Origin of the sequence: Dulcicalothrix desertica PCC 7102, from assembly GCF_003991905.1 — a bacterium.
Lineage (GTDB): Bacteria > Cyanobacteriota > Cyanobacteriia > Cyanobacteriales > Nostocaceae > Dulcicalothrix > Dulcicalothrix desertica.
The window spans coordinates 1-568 of record NZ_RSCL01000110.1; the positions used below are offsets into that span (position 1 = coordinate 1).

At 36.6% G+C, this 568-nt stretch carries 1 protein-coding gene; it reads left to right on the forward strand.

Going from position 1 to position 568, the window contains the following annotated elements:
- Window positions 1-559, forward strand: a 559-nt coding sequence (locus DSM106972_RS51010) for an RNA-guided endonuclease TnpB family protein (RefSeq protein WP_148129306.1), incomplete at its 5' end; no start/stop codon positions are given.
- Window positions 560-568: the final 9 nt, after the last annotated feature.

The following is a 568-nucleotide window of genomic DNA, read 5'->3' on the forward strand; positions in this document are numbered from 1 at the left end:
CCATCTCGACAAGCTAAAATCAAGACATGATAAATCTGTTGGTCGTAATTTTAAACGACTAAGATATAAGTTAAGACAGGCTATGGAAAGAATTAGAACAAGGATTAAAAATCTACGTTCTGAGTGCCATAAACAAGTAGCTTCTTATCTTGCCAAAAACTACGACGTAATTGTGCTTCCAACTTTTGAAACTTCTGAAATGGTTGTTAAGAAGAAAAGGAAGTTAAAAAACAAAACAGCACGAGCAATGATGACTTGGGCGTTCTATCAGTTTTCTCAAACCTTAGAACATTTGTGTAACCGCTACGGTTCCAAATTGGTAAGAATAACTGAAGAATATACTTCAAAGACCTGCACTAAATGCGGTCATGTTCATAGAAAACTAGGTAGTTCTAAGAACTTTAAATGCCCAAATTGCGGTTATGAAATTGACCGAGATTTTAATGGAGCCGTGGGGATTTTCCTCAAGGCGATGTGGGATACCACCTTCACTGACTCTGTTGGTGATGTTGTACTAAACATTGAGAATGTCTTAGATGTTCAAAAATGTCCAGGTTAAAAGTATCAG